A 3,444-nucleotide genomic window follows, 5' to 3' on the forward strand; every position below is an offset into this window, starting at 1 on the left:
CGGCAAGCGCCGGCCGGTCCTGGCCCTCGCGCAGCGAGCAGAGATCGTTGGAGATGCGCTCCGGCAGCATCGGCACCACGCGATCCGGGAAATAGACCGAATTGCCACGCTTCAGGGCCTCGCGGTCGAGCGCGGTGCCGTAGCGGACGTAAGCCGCGACGTCGGCGATCGCCACGGTGACCAGAACGCCGCCGGGGTTCTTCTCGTCGGTATCAGGCGTCGCGAAGACCGCGTCGTCATGGTCCTTGGCGTCGGCCGGGTCGATTGTGATCAGCGGCAGGTCGCGCCAGTCCTCGCGGCCGGCAAGCGCCGCAGGCTTCACCGCATCGGCCTCGGCGATGACGTCGGCCGGGAAGATGTGCGGGATGTCATGCGCGTGGATGGCGATCATCGAGACCGCCTTCTCGCTGGTCAGCGAGCCCAGCACCGCCAGGACCTTGGCGCGCGGCAACCCGTAGCGGGACGCCCGCGCGGGCTCGACCTCGACCAGGTCGCCATTCCTGGCGCCGTTCTGGAACTCCTTGTCGACGATCAGTTCGGGCTGGCGCCGCTCCACCGGTTCGATGCGCAAGGTGCCGTCCTTGAGGACGCGAAAGACGCCGAGCACGGCATCGCTGCGCTTCTCGAAGATCTTCATCACCCGGCCGGTATAGGCGGGGCCAGCCGGATCGTCGGTCGGGAAGGTCTTGGCGAGGACGCGGTCGCCGATGCCGGGCGCCGGGCCATTGCTTCCACGCGAAATGCGGATGGAGACGACCGGCGGCGAGCCGGCGCCGCTGTATTCGCTCGGATGCGCCAGGAGCACGCCGTCACCGTCGCGGCCGAAAATGTCGAGCACGGCGACATGAGGCAGGGCGCCGGCGCGGGTCAGCCGCTTGCGTTCCCTGGTCAGCAGGCCCTCGTCCTGCAGGTCGCGCAACAGATCCTTCAGCCAGATGCGGTCATCGCCGCGCAGCGCGAACGCCTTGGCGATCTCGCGCTTGCCGGAACGGTCCGGATTTTCGGCTATGTAGCGCAGGATTTCTTCACGCGACGGGCGGTAATCGTCCCGGACCTTGGCCCTCGTGTCGGCGGTGCGCGGATCGCCGTGGCTTCGTCCGGAGATCCTGCGCGCCACGCCCTATCCCTTTTTCTTGGCCGGGGATTTCTTGGCGGCCGGCTTGCCGGCCGCTGCCGCCTTGCGGAACGGCTTCTTGCCGCCACCGCCCTTGGCTTCCTTCTCGGCGATCAGCGCCAGGGCGTCCTCGACCGTCACCGATTGTGGATCCTTGCCCTTGGGCAGCGTCGCATTGACCTTGCCATAGTTGACGTAGGGCCCGTATTTGCCGTCGCGCACGACGATCTTGCCGCCGCCGTCGGGGTGGTCGCCAAGATCCTTGAGCGCCGCGGGCGTTGCGCCGTTGCGGCCGCCCTTGCCCTTCAACTGCTTCTCCGCAATCACCGAGACGGCGCGATTGAGGCCGATCGAGAACACGTCCTCGATGCTGTCGAGATTGGCGTAGGTGCCGTCATGCAGCACGAAGGGGCCGTAGCGGCCGAGGCCGGCCGAGATCATCTTGCCGGATTCCGGGTGCTTGCCGACGTCGCGCGGCAGCGCCAGCAGCGCCAGCGCCTTCTCATGGTCGATCTGCTCGGCGGCCCAGCCCTTAGGCAGGCTGGAGCGCTTGGCCTCCTTGCCTTCGCCGCGCTGGATATAGGGGCCGAAACGGCCGCTGCGCAGCGTGATCTCTTCCGCCGTGTAGGGATCCTTGCCGATCAGCCTGGTGCCGTCCTCGCCATTGCCGTTCTCGCCATTGGGATTGGCGGCATCGCCGAGCTGGCGAGTGAAGGAGCATTCGGGATAGTTCGAGCAGCCGACGAAGGCGCCGAATTTGCCGAGCTTCAGCGACAGGTTGCCGGTGCCGGATTTCGGGCAGAAGCGCGGGTTCGAACCGTCCTCACGCGCCGGGAACACCAGCGGCGCCAGCTCGTCGTTGAGCGCATCGAGCACGTCGGTGACGCGCAGTTCCTTGATGTCGTCGACCGCGCCGGAAAAATCCCTCCAGAAGTCGCGCAGCACGTCCTTCCAGGCGAGCTTGCCGTCGGAAATCTCGTCGAGCTTTTCTTCCAGCGAGGCAGTGAAATCATATTCGACATAGCGCTCGAAGAAGCTCTCGAGGAAGGCCGACAGCAAGCGGCCCTTGGCCTGCGGCACCAGCTTGCGGCGGTCGATGGTGACGTAGTCGCGGTCTTCCAGCGTCTTCAGGATCGCCGTGTAGGTCGACGGGCGGCCGATGCCCAGCTCTTCCAGCTTCTTGATCAGCGACGCCTCGGAATAGCGCGGCGGCGGCTCGGTGGTGTGCTGGGTGGCGTTGATCGCCTGGCGGGCAAGCTGCTCGCCGGCGCGGATCTCGGGCAGGCGGCGGCTTTCCTCGTCCTCCGCGTCCTCGTCCTTCTGGTCGGTATAGGCGGCGATGAAGCCGTCGAAGCGCACGACCGAGCCGACGGCGCGCAGTTCCGCTGTGCGAGCGCCGTTGACCGCCTCGATCTCGACGGTGGTGCGCTCGATCTCGGCCGGCTGCATCTGGCTGGCGATGGCGCGCTTCCAGATCAGCTCGTAGAGGCGGGCCTGGTCGGCATCGAGATATTGGCGGACCGAAGCCGGCGTGCGCTTGAAATCGGTCGGGCGGATCGCCTCATGCGCTTCCTGGGCGTTCTTGGCCTTGGTCGTATAGAAGCGCGGCTTCTCCGGCAGGTATTTTGCGCCGAATTCGCTGACGATGGCATCGCGGGCGGCGTCGATCGCCTCGGGCGCCATCTGCACGCCGTCGGTTCGCATATAGGTGATCAGGCCGGCGGTCTCGCCGCCAATGTCCATGCCTTCGTAGAGCCGCTGCGCCACCTGCATCGTGCGGGTGGCCGAAAAGCCGAGACCCGACGAGGCGGCCTGCTGCAGCGTCGAGGTGGTGAAGGGCGGGCCCGGGTTGCGCTTGGTTGGCTTGGCCTCGACCGACAGCGCCTTGAAGGTGGCGCCTTCGAGCATCGCCTTGATGTCGTCGGCCTGCGCCTTGTTGGCGATGTCGAGTTTTTGCAGTTTCTTGCGCTCGAACGCGGTCAGCCGCGCCTCGAAATTCTCGTTGCGCGGCGTGCCGAGGATGGCGGCAATCTGCCAGTATTCCTCGCGGATGAAGCGCTCGATCTCGGATTCACGGTCGCAGACCAGGCGCAGCGCCACCGACTGGACGCGGCCGGCGGAACGGGCGCCGGGTAGCTTGCGCCACAGCACCGGCGACAGCGTGAAACCGACCAGATAGTCGAGGGCGCGGCGGGCGAGATAGGCATCGACCAGCGGCGCGTCGATCTGGCGCGGATTGGCCATCGCATCCAGCACCGAAGACTTGGTGATGGCGTTGAAGACGACGCGGCTGACCGGCTTGTCCTTCCACGCGCGCTTCTGCTTCAGCA

2 protein-coding genes are annotated in these 3,444 nt (G+C 66.8%); both read right to left on the minus strand.

The window, feature by feature from the left end:
• On the minus strand, nucleotides 1-1,117 hold a 1,117-nt coding region (locus EN780_RS30205; RefSeq protein WP_128276117.1), incomplete at its 3' end, for an RNB domain-containing ribonuclease.
• Nucleotides 1,118-1,120: 3 nt separating this feature from the next.
• On the minus strand, nucleotides 1,121-3,444 hold a 2,324-nt coding region (gene topA, locus EN780_RS30210), incomplete at its 5' end, for a type I DNA topoisomerase (RefSeq protein WP_128276118.1).

The sequence above is a fragment of the Mesorhizobium sp. M4B.F.Ca.ET.089.01.1.1 genome (genome assembly GCF_004022605.1).
Lineage (GTDB): Bacteria > Pseudomonadota > Alphaproteobacteria > Rhizobiales > Rhizobiaceae > Mesorhizobium > Mesorhizobium abyssinicae.